The organism is Ruania suaedae (assembly GCF_021049265.1).
Taxonomy (GTDB): domain Bacteria; phylum Actinomycetota; class Actinomycetes; order Actinomycetales; family Beutenbergiaceae; genus Ruania; species Ruania suaedae.
Genome location: NZ_CP088018.1, coordinates 981,544 through 995,779, shown reverse-complemented (window position 1 = coordinate 995,779; position 14,236 = coordinate 981,544). Strand labels below are relative to the sequence as shown.

The following is a 14,236-nucleotide window of genomic DNA, read 5'->3' as shown; positions in this document are numbered from 1 at the left end:
GCAGGTAAGCGCTATCCGGCGCCTGTAGCCGTGCGATGGGTCACGTCAGGACGAGGGCCTGCCCGGCGCTCACTCCTGCAGCTGCTCCAGTGCTTCCTGCACGACCGCGGCGTAGCGGTGCATGCCCTCCATATCCGGATGGACGCCGTCCGGCTGCAGGTCCTCCGGATGCTCGACGGCGGCGGTGTACCAGTCCGCGACGACCACGTTCGGGTAGTCCGCCGCGATGGCCGCGAGGGTGTCGTTGGACTCCTCCACCCAGAACGAGGTGCCGTAGATGTTCACGAGCACGACCTGCCGGTCCGGGCCGAGAACATCGAGGGTCTCGCGCACGAGGCCGGCGTCACGCACCCCGGCATTGGTACCGGCGGCGATCACCACGGTCGCTCCCACGTCCCCCGTCTCGACCGCGCGCTGCACGGCCTGCGCCACGGCGGGCCACTGCCGGTTCGACTCGGCGTCGATGCTCATGTCTGGGAACGCGGCGGTCAGCCCGGGAGCGGCCACGTACATCATCGAGTCACCGAAACCGCTGATCCGCTCACCGGCTTCGGCGCCGGCCTGCTCGGGGTCCCCCGACGGCGTCCCCTCGCCCCCGTCCGGAGTCTCCTGTGCCTGGGGTCCGGCCGTGTCCGGCTCGCCGGCCGGATCGGTGTCCTCCGCGCTGCCGTCACCGCCGGCGATGGGCTGGCTCGAGCTGCCGGAGGCCTCGACCACCCCGGCGGCGGAGTCCATCGCGATCTGCACCTGCGACCGCTCGGGTGCGGTGGCCAGGGCGACCGAGAACAGGGCGAGGCAGGTGGTGGCGGCGAGCATCGCCGTCCGGGGCGGGGTGAGCCTGCCAGGCGCGAGCAGTCCGGCGCCGGCGCGGCGGGCGCACTCGCGGAAGCCGTACCGGCGCACCGGGGTCTCGATCCAGCGGTAGGAGGCCGCCGCGACCGCCAGGGTCAGCACCAGGGCGGCGCCGCGCTGCACCCAGCTGGCGGTGGAGTCCGGGGCGGTGGCCGGGGCGAAGGCTGCGATGAGCAGGATCAGCGGCCAGTGCCACAGGTAGATGCCGTAGGAGCGCTGGCCGATCCACTCCAGCGGCCGCAGCCGGAACAGGCCCTGGACGGCGTTGGCCCGCCCGGGCAGTGCGCCGAGCACGAGGGCGGTGCACAGCGTGGCGGCGAGGATGCCGCCGCGGTAGGCGATCGCCTGGGTGGGGTCGAGCCACATCATCAGGGCGATCAGGCCGGCCAGCCCGGCGATGCCGAGCAGCACGCGCACCCGCGCGTACCAGGCGACCTTGAACAGGTTGGCCGACTCCCCTGCCGCGCTGAGCGCGAGCGCCGCACCGATCATCAACCCGAAGGCGTGGGTGTCGGTGCCGTAGTAGACGCGGGTGGCGTCCTGGCCAGGGGTGTGGAGCAGGGCCATCAGCAGCGCCGAGAGCCCGGCGAGGCCGAGCAGCAGCCCCACCCGCTGGCGACCGGTCTTCGTGGCGGCCATCACGATCACGAACAGCAGCGGCCACAGCAGGTAGAACTGCTCCTCCACCGCCAGGGACCAGAAGTTGACGAAGAGTTGCGGGGACGTGGTGTTGAAGTAGCTGGAGCCGGCGCCGATCTCGACCCAGTTGTTGGAGAAGGTCAGCGCGCCGAGTACCTGGCGGCCGATGTTGACCAGCAGGTCGTCGCCGGCGAAGTAGGCGAGGGTGACCGAGACGACCACCACGGTCACCAGGGCGGGAAGCAGCCGACGAGCACGGCGGGTCCAGAAGGAGCGCAGGTCGAGGCGGCCGTGGTCGCGTAGCTCGCGCACCAGCAGCGTGGTGATGAGGAAGCCGGAGATGACGAAGAAGACGTCGACGCCGAGGTAGCCGCCCGGGAGGCTGTGGGGGCGGAGGTGGTAGATCAGCACCGCGATGATCGCCAGCGCGCGCACGCCGTCGAGGCCCTCGATACGGCCGCGACGCAAGGACGCGGCCGGGGCCCTGCTCGCAGCATCCGTGTGCGCAGCCACGTGCCTCCTCCTCACCTCAAGGTGAGGCTAGCCCCGGGGCGGGCTCGCGCCGGTCACCGCGCGTGGGCGCGTCGCCTTCCCGGGCCGAACGCAATCGACGGGCACCGGGCCACAGGTGCCACTAGTGGCACGGGTGGCGTCACGCCCGTCTGTTGGATCCGGATGCGCGCCGCCAGAGGACGATCGCCCACGCGAGCAGTCCCAGCCCCACGAGGCCGGTGACCACGCTGAACACGGTCCAGTCCGCTACCAGAACCCAGTCGCCGCCGTCAGCCCGGCAGTACAGCCGCGCCGGCGGGTTCTGAAGTCGCGACTCCAGGTGCCAGGGGTCGTGGCACCTCTGCCCGGCGGCGCAGATCCGAAGCGGGCACAGGTGGGGCCACCGGCATGGCATCGCGTCGCTGCGCTCGGGAGGTCATCGGCCTCGACGCTAGTTGCCTCGGGTACCGCCAAGGGCCGGCGTCACCGCACCCTTACAGCTTCTCCACCGGTGAGTAGCGCAGCAGCAGCCGCTTGGTCCCGCTGTCACCGAAGTCGATCTTCGCGACGGCGTTGCTCCCCGTCCCTTCGATGGCCACCACCCGGCCCATGCCGTAGGCGTCGTGGGTGACCTTGTCGCCGATGTCGAGCGTGGGTACCTCCCCGCGCGGGGTGGCCGAGCCGAACGAGGCGGGCCGCTCCCCGCGGGTGGTGGTCACGACCGGGCCGGAGGGTCCCCGCGACCCACGCCGCTCGCCCTGGCCGCCCGACCGGTTGAACCCGCCGTACCCGCTGCGCCCGGCGCGCAGCGTCGCCATCGAGGACTCCTCGCGCTTCCAGTCGAGCAGCTCCGCAGGCACATCGCTGAGGAACCGGCTCGCGGGCTGCTCGTTCGGCATCCCGAAGGAGGTCCGCACGCCGGCGCGGGTCAGGTACAACCGCTCGCGGGCGCGGGTGAGCGCCACATACGCCAGCCGCCGCTCCTCGGCCAGCTCGTTCGGATCGGCGAGGGCGCGCTGGTGCGGGAACGTCCCGTCCTCCAGGCCGGTGACGAACACCGCCGGGAACTCCAGGCCCTTCGCGGTGTGCACGGTCATCAGCGTGACCATGCCGGCGTCGTCGTCGGGGATCTGGTCGGCGTCGGCCACCAGGGAGACCCGCTCGAGGAAGTCCCCGAGGTCGCCCTCGGGCTCGTTCTCGGTGAACTCGGCCGCCACCGCGTGCAGCTCGGCGAGGTTCTCCACCCGGGAGTGGTCCTGCGGGTCGTTGCTGGCGCGCAGCTCCGCCAGGTAGCCGGAGTTGTCCAGTGCGGCGTCGAGCACCTCGGCCGGCGTGGCCCCGCCCTCGGCGAGCGCCCGCAGCTCGCGCATCATCTCGGCGAACCCGCGCGCGGCCGTCATCGACCGGGTGGCGAGCCCGAGCACGTGGTCCAGGTCCTCGATCGCCGCGCCGAAGGAGACCCGCTCCCGCTCGGCGTGGGCGGCCAGCATCGCCTCGGCCCGGTCCCCGAGGCCGCGCTTGGGCACGTTCAGGATCCGGCGCAGGTTCACCGAGTCGTCCGGGTTGGCGATCGCGCGCAGATAGGCGATCGCGTCCTTGATCTCCTTGCGCTCGTAGAAGCGGGTCCCCCCGACCACCTTGTAGGGCAGGCCGGTGCGGATGAACACCTCTTCCAGCGCACGGGACTGGGCGTTGGTCCGGTAGAACACGGCGACATCGCGCGGATTGATCTCGCCGGCGTCGATGAGGCGGTCGATCTCCTCGGCGATGAAGCGGGCCTCTTCGTGCTCGTTGTCGGCCACGTAGCCGACGATCTGGGTGCCGCCACCGGAGTCGGTCCACAGGTTCTTCGCCCGCCGTCCGGCATTCTTGGCGATCACCGCGTTCGCGGCCGACAGGATCGTCTGGGTGGAGCGGTAGTTCTGCTCCAGCACGATGGTGCGCGCGTTCGGGTAGTCACCCTCGAACTCGAGGATGTTACGGATCGTGGCCCCGCGGAAGGCGTAGATCGACTGGTCGGAATCGCCCACCACCGTCAGCTCGGCCGGTGGCACTGCCTCGGCGGCCGGAGCGGCGCCATCATCGGGTCGGGCACTGACCCCGGCGAGCTCGCGCACCAGCACGTACTGGGCGTGGTTGGTGTCCTGGTACTCATCCACCAGGATGTGTCGGAACCGGCGGCGGTAGTGCTCGGCCACGGCGGGGAAGGCCTGCAGCAGGTTCACCGTCATCATGATGATGTCGTCGAAGTCGAGGGCGTGCGCCTGCCGGAGCCGCTCGTCGTACAGGCGGTAGGCGGCGAGCAGGTTCTGCTCGTACGGGTTGGAGTCGCTCACCTCGGCGGCGTGGCTGTCGGGGTCGATCAGCTCGTTCTTGAGGTCGGAGACCCGGCGGCTGAACGCCTTCGGCGGGAAGCGTTTGGGGTCCAGGTCCAGCTCCCGGCACACCAGCGTCATCAGCCGCTGGGAGTCGGCGGCGTCGTAGATGGAGAACGAGGACCGCAGGCCCAGCGTCTTGGCCTCGCGGCGCAGGATCCGCACACACGCCGAGTGGAAGGTCGAGACCCACATCACCGAGGCGCGCGGGCCGACCAGCTCGGCCACCCGCTCGCGCATCTCCGCGGCTGCCTTGTTGGTGAAGGTGATCGCGAGAATCTGCCCCGGGCGCGCGCGCCCGGTGGCGAGCAGGTGGGCGATGCGGTGGGTGAGCACCCGGGTCTTGCCCGACCCGGCACCGGCGATGATCAGCAGCTGCCCGCCGGCGTGCTCCACGGCCGCCTTCTGCTGCGGGTTCAACCCGTCCAGGAGTGCGTCGGCAGCCAACGACGGCGTCCCCTCGCCCTCTCCTGGCCCCTCCTCATCGGCCTCCCGTGAGGGCACGCGGGGCAGGTGGGAGTCACCTCCGGCCGGGACGGTGGCGGAGGGGAACAGCGGCAGGTCGTCGAACAGTGAAGTCATCGCGACCCGAGCCTAAGCGCTGGCCCCGACATCGACCGCACGCGTCCACAAGACGAGGTGGATGGTGGTCAGGCGCTGGCGATGTGTGGCCGAGCGTAGATGTCGCGCTCGCGACAGGAAGCGAGCGCACGATGATCGTTGAAGGACGACCATATGTCGACTATAGATGACATATGGTCGAGGTCTTCACCATCGGAGACTTCGATCGATGGCTTCGGAAACTGAAGGACCAGCAGGAAGACATCGCCAAAGCGCACGGGCTCGCCGCTGACTGGCGGTCGAAGGAGGATGAGGACGATGAGTGAAAGGATCACCCGGTTCGACGCGGCCAACTACCTGGACAACCTGGACGACGTCGCGGCGTACCTCCAGATCGCGCTCGAGGATTCCGCCGAGGACCCCACCGCCGTGCCCCGCGCGCTGGGCGTCATCGCCCGCTCGGGAAACATGAGCGAGCTGGCCAGGCGCGTAGGCATGAGCCGCGACGGGCTCTACAAAGCTCTCTCCGAGCAGGGCAACCCCACCTGGTCGACCGTGCTCAAGGTCTCGAACGCACTCGGACTCACGTTCACCGTCCACGCCGTCGCATAGCCGCGCACGCGCGCCCGTCCTCGTCGGTGGGTTCGAGAGGCCCGCTGACCGTTACAGCACGATCTGCCCGATCACCCCGGCACCGATCACCGCCGCCCAAGCGGGCACCTTCCACCGGGTCTGGGCGATGAAGACCGCCACCGCCAGCGCGAGAGCTGCCGCGGAGGTGACGCCCTGGGTGAACACCGGGTCGTAGAGCGCCGCCGCGAGGATCCCCACCACCACCGCGTTGATGCCGAGCAGCGCATTCCTGGCCGGGCGCACCCGCCGCAGCCGGTCCCAGAAGGGCAGCACCCCGAGCACCAGCAGCGCCGCCGGCAGGAAGATCGCCAGCAGCGCGAGGGCGGCCCCGACCAGGCCGGTCGGCCCTACCGTCGTGCTCGCTCCCAGGAAGCCGGCGAAGGTGAAGAGCGGGCCCGGCACGGCCTGCGCGGCTCCGTACCCGGCGAGGAAGGTGTCATGACCGACCAGGCCGGTGGTCACGGTCTCGGACTCCAGCAGCGGCAGCACCACGTGCCCGCCCCCGAACACCAGCGAGCCGGCGCGGTAGAACAGGTCGACCAGGCCCACCGTGGGGTCGCCCGTCAGCGCCGCCAGGACCGGCAGACCCGCCAGCAGCAGCGCGAACAGGCCCAGGCACACCGCACCGGTGCGCCGCGAGAGCGGGAACGCGAGCACGTCGTCGGCCTCCGCCTGCGGGGCCCGTAAACAGGCCAGCCCCACCAGCCCGCCGGCCACGATCACCGCCACCTGCACCCACGTGCTCGGCACCAGCAGCACCACGATCATGCCGGCGGCGGCGATGGTGGCCCGGGGCGCGTCCGGCGTCAGCGACTTCGCCATCCCGAGCACGGCCTGGGCCACCACGGCCACGGCCGCCGCCTTCAACCCGAGGAGCCAGCCTGCGCCGTCGAGATCGCCCCAGGTGGCCACGCCGAAGGCGAAGGCCACCAGCACCACCGCCGAGGGCATCGTGAACGCGACCCAGGCGGCCAGCATCCCCGCGATGCCCGCGCGGCGCAGGCCCAGCGCCATCCCCACCTGGCTGGACGCCGGACCGGGCAGGAACTGGCAGAGCGCCACGATGTCGGCGTAGGCGGCGTCGGTCAGCCATCGCCGCCGCTGCACCAGCGCATCCCGGAAGTAGCCGAGGTGGGCGACGGGTCCACCGAAGGAGGTCAGGCCCAGCCGCAGGAAGACCCAGAAGACCTCACCGGCGGTGCCGGCCCGCGCGTCAGTGCCTCGCATAGGGCTTGTCGGTCACCCTGCTGGGGCGTCGTCGTCGCGGTCCGGTCCAGCCGAACCGCGCCCGCGGGTCAGCTCGCGCAGCGCCTCCTCGAAGAACTCCTTGACCTTCGTCCAGTTGACGGTGGCCTCGGCGAGATGATGCTCGAGCCGTTCGATCTCGGCGTGCTGCGCCTCGTGCTGGCGCCGCTCGGCGAGCTCGGCCCGGAGCCGGTTGACGGTCTCCTCGGTCTCGGCCATCAGGCGCACGAGCGCGGCGTCGATCTCCTCGATCGAGCGGGGCACGTCGTTCTCGGTCAGCGGCGGGGGGTCGTGGGGGTCCGGGGTGGTCATCGCCGGGCCTCTCAGAAGATGCTGGTGGTGGCGATCAGCAGCCCCGGGACCACGACGAAGACGCCGAGCACCCACAGCGCTGCGAAGGACTTGTTCTCGGCCGAACGCGCCGCGAGCCACTGGGCGGCGACCACCGGCAGCGACCGCAGGAACGGCAGCCCGAAGATCACCAGCGTGGCCGTGACGTTGAAGAGCAGGTGCACCAGTGCCACCTGCAGGCCCAGGCTCGCCTCCACCCCGCTCAGGCCGAGGGCGGCCAGCAGCGCGGTCGCGGTGGTGCCGATGTTGGAGCCGAGGGTGAAGGGGTAGACCTGGCGCAGCGTGAAGGTCCCCGAACCGGCGAGCGGGATCATCAGCGAGGTCGCCGTGGAGGAGGACTGCACGATCGCCGTCACCACCGCACCGGAGGCGATGCCGCTGATCGGGCCGCGCCCGATCGCCCCGTGCAGCACCTGCTTGGCGCGCCCGACCATCAGCACCTTGAGCACCCGGCCGATGAAGGTGATCGAGACCAGGATGAGCGCCACGCCGACCGCGATCGTCAGCAGACCGCCCCACGGCGCGGCGATCGGGCCGGTGATCGAGCCCATCAGCTCCTTCAGAGGCGCGGTGGCGGCTCCGATCACGTCGACACTGTCGGTGTCCACACCGCCGACTCCGGTCAGGACGCCCGCGAGCGCACCCGAGGCCCGCTCCAGGAAGCCGGTCAGCAGCTCCAGCGGCAGCAGGATGGCGACGGCGATGAGGTTGAAGAAGTCGTGCACGGTGGCGGCGGCGAATGCGCGCCGGAAGTCGTCCTTGTTCCGGATCATGCCGACGCTGACCAGGGTGTTGGTCAGCGTGGTGCCGATGTTGGCGCCCATGATGATCGGGATGGCGATCTCCAGCGGCAGCCCCCCGGCGGCGAGGCCGACCGTGATGGAGGTGGTGGTGGAGGAGGACTGCGTGGCCGCCGTGGCCAGCACGCCGACCATCAGCGCCACGATCGGGTTGCTGGCGAAGGCGAACAGCGCCTCGGCCTGGCCGCCGGTCGCCGCCTTGAAGCCGGCGCCGATGACGCCCACGGCGGAGATCAGCAGGTAGACGCAGACCACCACGGAGAGCCAGTTGACGACCGACCGGGCCCGCCCGGCGGGCACCCACGCGTCGAACGGTCCCCGCAGCGGCGACTCGGTCCGGACCGCTGCCGGACCTGCCGCGGAGTCGATGGGGAAGATGTCCTCGCGCACCGGAGCCTTGCTCGTGCGCACGTGCGGGTCAGTCGTCGCCACGGCTCCAGTCAACCGCGGGTGGCAAGCCCCTCGCGCGAGGCATCGGGGGAACGTCAGGTGAACAACAGGTGAACGAGCATGTGGCGCGACTCACCCTGGCCCCGGCGTTCAGCTCCAGAGCACCGCGATGGCCACGTTGAGCGTGGTCAGTCCGGCGATGCCACCCAGGTAGCCGGAGGTCACCTTCTCGCGCCGATTTCCGAGGATGATCATCGCCGTCACCGCGAGCGCGATGAGGAGCTTGACGCCGATCTTGATGTTGTTCGGCTCGGCTCCTGCCACCCCGGCCGAGGCGAGCCCGACCATCACGATCCCGGCCACCAGCGCGGTGAGGATGCCGTGCAGCATCCCCTTGTTCATCTCCCCGGCGCGCATGCCCGCGAGCGCCCCGCCGAGCACCATCGCCCACCCGATGAGGTGGAGCACCAGCACGATCCCGTACACGATATCCATGTTTGCTGACACTACGTCATCTGGATGGGGTGGCGAAATCAGCGGGCGCGCCGCAGCGTGGCGAGCGCGATGCCCGCGGCGGTCATCACCAGCAGCGCCCCGATGAGCGCCGTGAGCCAGACGCCGGATGCGAAGGCCTCCTGGGCCGAGGTCAGCAGCGCGACGCCCTGCTCGGCGGGCAGTCCGCGCGCCACCTCGACTGCTCCCCCGAGGGTCTCGCGCGCCGCTGCGGCCTCCCCCGGCGCCACCCCGGGCGGGACGACGACGGCGCGGGCGTAGGCGCTGGTGAGCAGCCCGCCGAGGACCGCGGTCCCCAGCACCGCGCCGACCTCGTAGGCCGTCTCCGAGATCGCCGAGGCGGCGCCGGCCTTCTCCGCCGGGACGAGGGAGAGGATCAGGTCGTTCGAGAGGGTCTCGGCGGCGCCGATCCCGACGGCCACCATCGCGAACGCCGCTCCGAGCAGCATCAGGTCCGCCGACCCCACCGCGACCAGCAGGTAGCCGCCGGCCGAGAGCAGCATCCCGCCGGCCACGATGACCACCGGCCGCACCCGCCGCGCCAGCCGGGCCGCCACCAGTCCCGCGACGATCATGCCGAGCACCCCGGGCAGCAGGACGAGACTGGCGCGCATCGGAGCCAGGCCGTGCACGAGTTGCAGGTCCTGCGAGGCGAAGAACAGGAACCCCACCAACGCCACCACCGAGAGCAGGTTGATCAGCACGGCGCCGGAGAAACCGCCCTGGCGGAAGAGGCTGAGCTCGATCATCGGGTGGCGCACGCGCGCCTGCCGGCGCACGAACGCCGTCAGGACCACCACGCCGACGGCGAAGGTCACCACCGCGAGCAGGCTCACGCCGTCCTTGGCGAAGGTCTTGATGCCCAGGACCAGCGCGAGCATGCCGGTGAGCACGGCCAGCACCGAGAGCGGGTCGACCCCTCGGGCCTGCGGATCGGCGGACTCGGGCAGGAACAGCGGGCCGAGCACGAGCAAGGGTGCCAGCACCACCGCGGCCAGCAGGAACACCGAGCCCCACCAGAAGTGCTCGAGCAGGAACCCGCCGACGACCGGTCCGAGGGCGGCGCCACCGCCGAATGCGGCGGCCCAGATCGCGATGGCGGTCCGCCGCTCCTGCCGGTCGGCGAAGACGTGGCGCAGCAACGACAGCGTGGAGGGCATGAGCATCGCGCCGAAGAACCCGAGCATCGCCCGGGCGGCCACGAGCGCCGCGGCGGACGGTGCGTAGGCGGCGGCCACCGAGACCACGGCGAAGCCCGCGGACCCGAGCAGCAGCAGCCGCCGGCGCCCGAACCTGTCGGCGGCCGCGCCCATCGGCACCAGCAGGCCGGCGAGGACCAGCGGATAGCTGTCGATCACCCACAGCAGCTGGGTGCCGGTGGGCCGCAGCGTTTCGGAGATCTGCGGCAGCGCGAAGTTGAGCACGGTGTTGTCCACCGCCACCAGCAGCACCGGCAGCATCAGCACGCCGAGCGCTACCCACCGGCGGCGCCCCGGCAGCGGCGAGACAGGGAGAACAGTCTCGGTGATGGTCATGGGACACCTCCGTGGAGCCGATGGCAGGGCCGGCCGGATGCCGGCCCGCGCGTTACTGTACCGGCTGGACGGTTTAGTGACAGGTGATCTGCCTCACCTGGCGTACCCTGAGCCGCATGCCGCCTCCCCCGGCAGCACGCGCGAAGGTGCTGCACGCATTCGCCGAGATCCTCGTCACGCAGGGCGAGCGGGCGGCCACCCTGGAGGCCGTGGCCGAACGCGCGCACGTCTCCAAGGGCGGGCTGCTGTACCACTTCCCGTCCAAGGACGAGCTCACCGCGGGTCTGGCGGAGCACTTCGGTGACCTGGTCACCGCCGACACCGAGCGGATGCGCGAGGCCGAGGCAGGGCAGGTCGACTACATCGTGCGCACCTCGGCGCGGGCCGACTCCGAGTTCGAGCTCTACTACGCCGCCATCGCCGTGCTCGCCCGGGGCTCACATCAGCTCGCCGCCCGGGCCCTGGTGCGCGCGCAGGACGCGTGGCGCGAGACCCTCGCCGACGCCGTCCCGGACCGGCTCGCCGCACGCGCGCTCATCTACATCTGCGACGGGCTCGCCGCCGACGCCGAGGTCCGGCGGGCCGCCGGCCTCGAGCAGGTCTCCGACGGCGAGGTGGACGGGCTGGTCGCACTCGCCCAGCGGATGGCGAACCCACCCGCCTGAGCCGGGCCCACCTGGCCCGCGCCTACTGACCGGGGTCTACGCGATGCGGAAGATCGCCCCGAGCGCGTTGTCGATGGGCACGGCGCCGCCGATGAACGGCACGGTGGCGGCGGCCGCGTCGGTGCGCTCGAGCACCCTGGCCGCGACCTGCGCCACGTCCTCGCGGGGCACCTCGCCGCTCTCGTGCCCGATGGTGATGCCGCCGGTGCCGGGCTCGTCGGTCAGCCGGCTCGGCTGCAGGATGGTCCACTGCAGCGCCGAGGCGCGCAAGTGCTCATCCGCGGCCGCCTTGGCCTCGGCGTAGGGGAAGAAGGACGAGTCCTCCGGCACCCCGTGGTCCGGCCCGGCGCCGAGGTAGGAGACCATCACGAACCGCATCACGCCGGCCAGCTGGGCGGCGTCGATCGTGCGGATGGCCGCGTCCCGGTCCACCGCGTAGGTGCGATCGGGATCGCCACCGCCCGCCCCGGCCGACCAGACGACGGCGTCGTGGCCGCTGATCGCCTCGGCGATCTGCGTGGCGCTGAGGTGCTCGACGTCGGCGACGACGCCGGTGGCGCCGGTGGCCTCGACGTCGGGCACGTGGTCGGGGTTGCGCACGAGCGAGGTGACCTCGTTCCCGCGGCTGGTCAGGATCTGCGAGAGCTGGAGGGCGATCTTGCCGTGCCCTCCGATGATGGCGACGCGACTCATGCCCTCCACGCTACCTGCCGTGGGCTCTCGCGCGAGCCGGCACGGAGCCGGCACGGCGCCGGCAAAGAGCCGGCACGGGGCGGGCAGCTCGGCTCACCCCGTGGTGGGCTCGGCGCGGTCCATCCGCAGGAAGTCACGCAACCGCAGCACCGTAGGCGGCGTCGGGGTGTCCTCGGGCATCTCGGCCCAGACCTCTTCGCCGACCAGGCGCGGCGCCGTCAGCTCGATCTCCTCGCCGTCGACGATCAGCCGGGCGCGGCCGGCGGCACGCACGTTGAGCACCCAGTCCGAGTCCGTCCCGTACACGGGAATGAACAGGTAGCCCCCGGGCACCGGGTGGGCGTCCATCGGTGTGCGGTACTCGGTACCGCTCCGGCGCCCCTCGTGCACGAGCACCGGCCACTTCCCACCCGCGATCGCGCGGGGGTTGAAGAAGCGCTTGTTGATCTGTCCCCACCAGCGCGGCATGGGCATGGTCGATCTCCTCTCCGGAAGCACTCTCGCGCACGGGCCCGCGGTCTGACAACGCGGCGTTCCACCGCCTCACTGCAGCCGGCTCACAGCAGCCGGCGCACCGCCGCCCACCGGGTCAGCTCGTGCCGGGAGGAAAGCTGCAGCTTGCGCAGCACCGCCGAGACGTGGGTCTCGACGGTCTTGACGGAGATGAACAGCTCACCGGCGACCTCGCGGTAGGTGTAGCCGCGGGCGATGAGGCGCATCACCTCCTGCTCACGGGCGGAGAGCCGGTCGAGCTCGTCGTCGGTCACCGCGACGTCGGTGGCCGCCGTGCCGAAGGCATCCAGCACGAAGCCCGCCAGGCGCGGGGAGAACACCGCATCGCCGCCGGCCACCCGGCGGATCGCGTCGGACAGGTCGGCGCCGGCGATCGCCTTGGTGACATAGCCGCGAGCCCCGGCCCGGATCACCGAGACCACGTCCTCGGAGGCGTCCGAGACCGACAGTGCCAGGAACCGCACCGGGCCGAGCAGGTCCGAGCACTCCCGGATCACCTCGGCGCCCCCGCCGCCCTGGCCGCCGGGCAGGTGCACGTCCAGGAGCACGACGTCGGGGCTCAGCTCCCGGACCGCGGCCACGGCCGAGGGCACGTCGGCCGCCTCCCCGACCACCTGCAGATCCTCGGCCAGCTCGCTGCGGACCCCCACGCGCACCATCCGGTGGTCATCGACCAGCACCACTCGCAGGCTCATGTGCTCCTACCTCCTGACGTTTCGTGGTGCGGCATGTGCAGCCGCACCTCCGTGCCCCGCTCGGCGTCGCTGCGGATGTCGGCGTGGCCGCCGTGGCGCCGCATCCGCCCGAAGATCGAGTGCCGCACCCCGTGCCGGTCCTCCCCCACCGCGTCCACATCGAACCCGCCCCCGCGATCGCGCACGTAGACCTCCGAGGCCTCCGGCCCGACCTCGACGTAGATCGAGACCGGTGGGGCGCCGTGGACCACGGCGTTGACCATCGCCTCCCGCGCGGCCGAGACCAGGGCCGGCGTGCGCTCATCGGGCACGGCATCGCCGGCGGTGACGACGTCGATCTCCACCCCGTGGTGGTCCTCGACCTCCCCGGCGGCCCGTCGCAGCTCATGGGCCACGGACTCCCCCGGTTCGGGCCGGTCCGCATACAGCCAGTCCCGCAGCTCCCGCTCCTGGCCCCGCGCCATCCGGCGCACGAACGCCGGGTCCTCGGCGCGGGAACGGATGAGCGAGAGGGTCTGCAGGACCGAGTCGTGCAGGTGGGCGGCGATGTCGGCACGCTCGGACTCGCGCGCCCGGGCCGCCCGCTCGGCCACCAGGTCCCTCCACAGCCGCAGTCCCAGCGGGGCGAGCACGAACGCCGTGCCGGCGAGGATGGCCAGCCCGGCGAGGACGCCGTTGACCACGTCACCGAGCGGCTTGCCGCGGGCCACGAAGATCACGACGCCGAGCAGGGCCAGCGCCAGTCCGCCGCCGACGCGCAGTAGCACCGAGGTCCGCCGCACCGGCTGCCCGCTGCGGCGCTGCCGCTCGGTCACCTCGATCTGGCTCCACGCCAGTGCGGCCCCGGCGATCAACACCACGACCGGCAGCAACCAGGCGCCACCGAACCAGTCCTGTACCTGACTGGCCAGCAGCAGCGCCGCCACCACCAGCAGGGCAGCACCGACCACGAGGTCGGATCCGCGGGTGCTCGCGGTCACCGCACGCAGCCGCGGCACCAGCCGGGTCAACCGCCCGGGGCGGGCCTCGGCGGCGGCCTCCTGCGGGTCGCCGCCAGGCACGGTGAGCGCGAACCACACGTACAGCACCACGCCGGAGCCGAACGCGAGCGTCAGGAGGGCGAAGAGCCAGCGGATGGCGGCCACCGGCACACCGAGATGGAGCGAGAGTCCCGCGGTCACTCCGAGCAGCACCCGGCCCTGGACAGGGCGGCGCAGCGGGACCGCACCGGGGCGGGTCCGCTGCGGCTCGGCCTTGGCAGGGGTCATGGCGACATCGTGGCAC

At 71.9% G+C, this 14,236-nt stretch carries 14 protein-coding genes; 3 read left to right on the top strand and 11 right to left on the bottom strand.

Annotation, left to right across the window (positions count from 1 at the left end; all coding sequences use genetic code 11):
* Nucleotides 1–69: 69 nt before the first annotated feature.
* Nucleotides 70–2,004 (bottom strand): acyltransferase family protein, encoded by a 1,935-nt coding sequence (locus LQF12_RS04485; protein WP_231054800.1) that lies wholly within the window; start codon nt 2,002–2,004, stop codon nt 70–72.
* Nucleotides 2,005–2,477: 473 nt separating this feature from the next.
* Entirely contained in the window at nt 2,478–4,940 is a 2,463-nt protein-coding gene (gene pcrA / locus LQF12_RS04480; protein ID WP_231054799.1) for a DNA helicase PcrA, read from the bottom strand.
* 173 nt (nt 4,941–5,113) lie between these two features.
* On the opposite strand from pcrA, the gene LQF12_RS16405 reads away from it, so the two are divergent.
* Together LQF12_RS16405 and LQF12_RS04475 are read left to right on the top strand one after the other, a co-directional pair.
* Nucleotides 5,114–5,245 (top strand): hypothetical protein, encoded by a 132-nt coding sequence (locus tag LQF12_RS16405; protein WP_290370733.1) that lies wholly within the window; start codon nt 5,114–5,116, stop codon nt 5,243–5,245.
* Nucleotides 5,238–5,531, top strand: a complete 294-nt coding sequence (locus tag LQF12_RS04475) for an addiction module antidote protein (protein WP_231054798.1) — start codon at nt 5,238–5,240, stop codon at nt 5,529–5,531. The genes LQF12_RS16405 and LQF12_RS04475 overlap by 8 nt, the downstream gene beginning before the upstream one ends.
* Nucleotides 5,532–5,582: 51 nt before the next feature.
* On the opposite strand, the gene chrA is transcribed toward LQF12_RS04475, so the two are convergent.
* The 5 genes from chrA to LQF12_RS04450 form a co-directional block, all read right to left on the bottom strand.
* Nucleotides 5,583–6,779, bottom strand: a complete 1,197-nt coding sequence (gene chrA, locus LQF12_RS04470) for a chromate efflux transporter (protein WP_231054797.1) — start codon at nt 6,777–6,779, stop codon at nt 5,583–5,585.
* A gap of 12 nt (nt 6,780–6,791) precedes the next feature.
* The gene (locus LQF12_RS04465; RefSeq protein WP_231054796.1) at nt 6,792–7,109 is read right to left on the bottom strand and encodes a hypothetical protein; all 318 of its coding nucleotides are present in this window, start codon (nt 7,107–7,109) and stop codon (nt 6,792–6,794) included.
* An 11-nt stretch (nt 7,110–7,120) separates the two neighbouring features.
* The gene (locus LQF12_RS04460; protein WP_231054795.1) at nt 7,121–8,380 is read right to left on the bottom strand and encodes a Na/Pi symporter; all 1,260 of its coding nucleotides are present in this window, start codon (nt 8,378–8,380) and stop codon (nt 7,121–7,123) included.
* Nucleotides 8,381–8,488: 108 nt separating this feature from the next.
* Nucleotides 8,489–8,833, bottom strand: a complete 345-nt coding sequence (locus LQF12_RS04455; RefSeq protein WP_231054794.1) for a hypothetical protein — start codon at nt 8,831–8,833, stop codon at nt 8,489–8,491.
* Between the two features lie 38 nt (nt 8,834–8,871).
* Nucleotides 8,872–10,386 carry an MFS transporter gene (locus LQF12_RS04450; protein WP_231054793.1) on the bottom strand — a complete coding sequence of 505 codons (1,515 nt, stop codon included), beginning with the start codon at nt 10,384–10,386 and terminating at the stop codon, nt 8,872–8,874.
* A gap of 116 nt (nt 10,387–10,502) precedes the next feature.
* On the opposite strand from LQF12_RS04450, the gene LQF12_RS04445 reads away from it, so the two are divergent.
* Complete coding sequence (locus tag LQF12_RS04445) at nt 10,503–11,051, top strand: TetR family transcriptional regulator (protein WP_231054792.1); 549 nt, start codon at nt 10,503–10,505, stop codon at nt 11,049–11,051.
* Between the two features lie 36 nt (nt 11,052–11,087).
* On the opposite strand, the gene LQF12_RS04440 is transcribed toward LQF12_RS04445, so the two are convergent.
* The 4 genes from LQF12_RS04440 to LQF12_RS04425 all read right to left on the bottom strand — a co-directional run bounded on the left by LQF12_RS04440 (nt 11,088) and on the right by LQF12_RS04425 (nt 14,220).
* A complete protein-coding gene (locus LQF12_RS04440; RefSeq protein WP_231054791.1) occupies nt 11,088–11,744 on the bottom strand; it encodes an SDR family oxidoreductase in 657 nt (218 codons plus the stop codon).
* Nucleotides 11,745–11,837: 93 nt separating this feature from the next.
* On the bottom strand, nt 11,838–12,218 hold the full coding sequence (locus tag LQF12_RS04435) for a nitroreductase/quinone reductase family protein (protein ID WP_231054790.1): 381 nt from the start codon (nt 12,216–12,218) through the stop codon (nt 11,838–11,840).
* A gap of 83 nt (nt 12,219–12,301) precedes the next feature.
* Complete coding sequence (locus LQF12_RS04430) at nt 12,302–12,952, bottom strand: LuxR C-terminal-related transcriptional regulator (RefSeq protein WP_231054789.1); 651 nt, start codon at nt 12,950–12,952, stop codon at nt 12,302–12,304.
* Entirely contained in the window at nt 12,949–14,220 is a 1,272-nt protein-coding gene (locus LQF12_RS04425; RefSeq protein WP_231054788.1) for an ATP-binding protein, read from the bottom strand. Before LQF12_RS04425 ends, LQF12_RS04430 begins: the two co-directional genes overlap by 4 nt.
* Nucleotides 14,221–14,236 lie beyond the last annotated feature (16 nt).

Bases quoted from the DNA above. Each gene is read 5' to 3' on its own strand.
- LQF12_RS04435 (WP_231054790.1), bottom strand. From the start codon at position 12,218: ATGCCCATGCCGCGCTGGTGGGGACAGATCAACAAGCGCTTCTTCAAC.
- LQF12_RS04445 (WP_231054792.1), top strand. From the start codon at position 10,503: ATGCCGCCTCCCCCGGCAGCACGCGCGAAGGTGCTGCACGCATTCGCC.
- LQF12_RS04450 (WP_231054793.1), bottom strand. From the start codon at position 10,386: ATGACCATCACCGAGACTGTTCTCCCTGTCTCGCCGCTGCCGGGGCGC.
- LQF12_RS04425 (WP_231054788.1), bottom strand. From the start codon at position 14,220: ATGACCCCTGCCAAGGCCGAGCCGCAGCGGACCCGCCCCGGTGCGGTC.
- LQF12_RS04430 (WP_231054789.1), bottom strand. From the start codon at position 12,952: ATGAGCCTGCGAGTGGTGCTGGTCGATGACCACCGGATGGTGCGCGTG.
- chrA (WP_231054797.1), bottom strand. From the start codon at position 6,779: ATGCGAGGCACTGACGCGCGGGCCGGCACCGCCGGTGAGGTCTTCTGG.
- LQF12_RS16405 (WP_290370733.1), top strand. From the start codon at position 5,114: ATGGTCGAGGTCTTCACCATCGGAGACTTCGATCGATGGCTTCGGAAA.
- LQF12_RS04455 (WP_231054794.1), bottom strand. From the start codon at position 8,833: ATGGATATCGTGTACGGGATCGTGCTGGTGCTCCACCTCATCGGGTGG.
- LQF12_RS04440 (WP_231054791.1), bottom strand. From the start codon at position 11,744: ATGAGTCGCGTCGCCATCATCGGAGGGCACGGCAAGATCGCCCTCCAG.
- LQF12_RS04465 (WP_231054796.1), bottom strand. From the start codon at position 7,109: ATGACCACCCCGGACCCCCACGACCCCCCGCCGCTGACCGAGAACGAC.
- LQF12_RS04475 (WP_231054798.1), top strand. From the start codon at position 5,238: ATGAGTGAAAGGATCACCCGGTTCGACGCGGCCAACTACCTGGACAAC.
- pcrA (WP_231054799.1), bottom strand. From the start codon at position 4,940: ATGACTTCACTGTTCGACGACCTGCCGCTGTTCCCCTCCGCCACCGTC.